The 3,039-nt window shown below is 34.9% G+C and carries 2 protein-coding genes; both read right to left on the bottom strand.

The window, feature by feature from the left end; translation table 11 throughout:
- Nucleotides 1-1,048 (bottom strand): histidine kinase dimerization/phosphoacceptor domain -containing protein (locus AFK68_RS38055; protein ID WP_371357224.1); only part of this gene is annotated, 1,048 nt, incomplete at its 3' end.
- A gap of 211 nt (nucleotides 1,049-1,259) precedes the next feature.
- Nucleotides 1,260-3,006: PAS domain-containing protein (locus AFK68_RS44155; protein WP_371357223.1), on the bottom strand; the 1,747-nt coding region annotated here is incomplete at its 3' end.
- Nucleotides 3,007-3,039: the final 33 nt, after the last annotated feature.

Below are 3,039 nucleotides of genomic sequence, written 5' to 3'. Positions count from 1 at the left end.
CAGTAAAATCAATTTGTCCTAAATCTTTTGACTGATAGAGTTGTTCATGGATCAGAGCCATTGTTTGAATCCTATTTTGACTATCAGCAAATAATTCCAGAACTTTTTCATCCTCAATATAATCTGACTGTAAATCTAATAAATTAGAAATAATGTGTAGGTTATTCTTAACTCGGTGATGAATTTCTTTGAGCAAAACCTCTTTTTCCTGAAGAGAATTTTGGATTTGTGCTTCTGCTTCTTTACGATCGCTAATATCAATACAACTACCAATATAACCAGCAAAACTATTATTCAGATTAAATCTTGGAACCCCAGTATCAAAAACCCAACGATATTCACCATCTGCTCTTCTCAAGCGATATTCAATGGTAAAAGGTTCGCGGTTGTAACAACTTGCTTGATAAGTTTCCAGATAATTTTCCAAATCTTCAGGGTGAATACCCTGTTGCCAACCCTTACCTATTTCTTCTTCTAAACTACGCCCAGTAAAATTTAACCAAGTTTGATTAAAATAGCTAAAAAGGCAACCCTTTCCGCACTCGGACATCCAAATAAATACTGGAGCGCTATCTGCCATCATCCGAAAGCGTTGTTCGCTTTCCCGAAGTGCTAACTCTGCTTCCTGATATTCCAAAGCACTAACAAAAATCTCACCGATAATGGTTAACAGATTAATTGTAGAATCTGTCCACTTAGATAATTGACTAATTACATCGAACCGCACAAAACCAATTAATTCAGTTCCAGAAACCATAGGGATACATAACAAAGATTGAATTGACTGTGCTGATAGAATTTGTTTTTCAGTGCTTGCTTCTAGAGGTAAATTCGAGACTAGAGGTATATGCACTACGTCAAATTTATAGAGTTTATCCATTAACCAGGGTAAATTGTCTATAGCAAAATTTTGTAGAGTTTCAATTTTAGCTTCTATTCCTGGAGCAAACCACTGATAGGTATTCGTAATTTTAGTTTGATCGCTACTTACCAAAAATAGATAACTACTATCTGCACCTATTAACTCACCAACTTGTTGTAATGCCATTTGCAGACTGTTATCAACTTGGTTAGGATTAAGATTAATAAAGCTAGTAGAGATAGTGGAAACCAGTTTTTCCAATTCTAGTTGTTGCTGGAGAATTACTTCTGCTGCTTTGCGAGCGCTGATATCTGTATGAGTACAAATCATTCTCACTGGTTTACCAGTCTCATCTCTGACTACTACTTTACCATAAGTTGCTATCCACTTCCATCCNGACTGTTATCAACTTGGTTAGGATTAAGATTAATAAAGCTAGTAGAGATAGTGGAAACCAGTTTTTCCAATTCTAGTTGTTGCTGGAGAATTACTTCTGCTGCTTTGCGAGCGCTGATATCTGTATGAGTACAAATCATTCTCACTGGTTTACCAGTCTCATCTCTGACTACTACTTTACCATAAGTTGCTATCCACTTCCATCCCCCAGATTTAGTTCTTAGTCGATAGTCGAAGGCAAAAATAAATGAACTATCTTCTAAGTGCAGATGCAAAGCATCCATTACCCAGTCTTTATCTTCCGGATGAATTAGCATTTCCCAAGTGTTAAAATTCCCAGGTAGATCGCGTTCCTCGTACCCTAACATTTCTAACCATCGGGAACTGTAATAACATTTCCCTGTGGAAATATTCCAATCCCATAAACCATCTCCTGAAGTTTCTAATGCAAGTTGCAGTCGTTCTTGAATCAGTTGTAGCTTTGTGTCTACCACTCGATCTTCACTAATGTCTTCTGCTATTCGAGCTATTCGATAAACTTCTCCTGCTTGATTTTTGATGGGAAACCCACGAACTAAAATCCAACGTATCTCCCCGTCAGGTAGTACAATACGATATTCTTGTTCTGCTTGTGTTTCCAGGGAATTTGCTAAAGTCTTCGCTACTTTCGGGCGATCTTCTGGATGAACAGCATCTAGAAAAGAGTCTGGTGATGCGTATAACTCATCGCAGCTATAACCCCAATTTTTTTCATAACTAGGAGAAACATAAATAATTTGATTATTTTGCGCATCTTGTATCCAGAAAATACTGTTAATATTTTCTGCTATTTGATTAAACTTCTCTTCACTTTCTCGTAATGCTATTTCTGTTTGTTTGCGTTCCGTAATATCTAAAACTGTGCCGAAAAGTTTGATTACTTTACCTTCCTCATTAAAAATAGGTTCTCCACTAATTAATATATGTTTTACTGTAGCATCGGGGCATAATATTCTTTGCTCAATTTTTAAGCTTTTACCTTGGTTAATTGCTGAATCAATTGCTTTTTCTATTGTTGGTAAATCATCAGGATGAACTAAATTAAAATAATCTTCTCTAGTTAAAACATTTGATGGGAAAGGTAAACCCAAAATACCATATAGTTGTTCTGAACATCTAAACTCACCTGTAGTTAAATCATTTTCCCAAGTTCCCATACCAGCAAATTTTTCAGCTTCTACTAATTGTCTTTGATTAATAAAAAGCTGTTCTATAGATTGCTTTTCATCTGTAATATCTCGTACCACTGCATAGATTAAATTTTCTGTTAAAAAAGGAACACTATTCCAAGCAAACCACCGATAAAAACCATCTTTTGTCCGATAACGATTCTGGAAATTAAAAGTTGTAGCACCTTCAGAAATCTTTCTTATTTCTGCAACAGTAATATTTTTGTCTTCTGGATGTACAAATTCAAGATAAGGTACTGCTAATAATTCGTCTATACTATAACCTAAAATTTTTGACCAACTGGAATTAAGCTGTTTAAAATAACCGTCAGTACCAACAATTGCCAATAAATCAACTGAAATATCAAAAAAATTGCTTCGTTGAAAATTGTTTTTTAGACGCTCATTTATCTGCTTAAAGGATTGTGCTAAATCTTCTATTTCAGAAAACTTAACTATCTCTTGGTTTAGAGATAAATCTTCTTCAGTAATATTAGTTTTTTGAGTGGCTTTTAATAATTTGTATATTGCTTTAGTCATCCAGCGAGATATTAACACAGCTAAGTAAGTAGC

The organism is Hydrocoleum sp. CS-953 (genome assembly GCF_002260545.1).
Lineage (GTDB): Bacteria > Cyanobacteriota > Cyanobacteriia > Cyanobacteriales > Microcoleaceae > Trichodesmium.
This window is presented reverse-complemented; position numbering and strand designations above follow the sequence as displayed.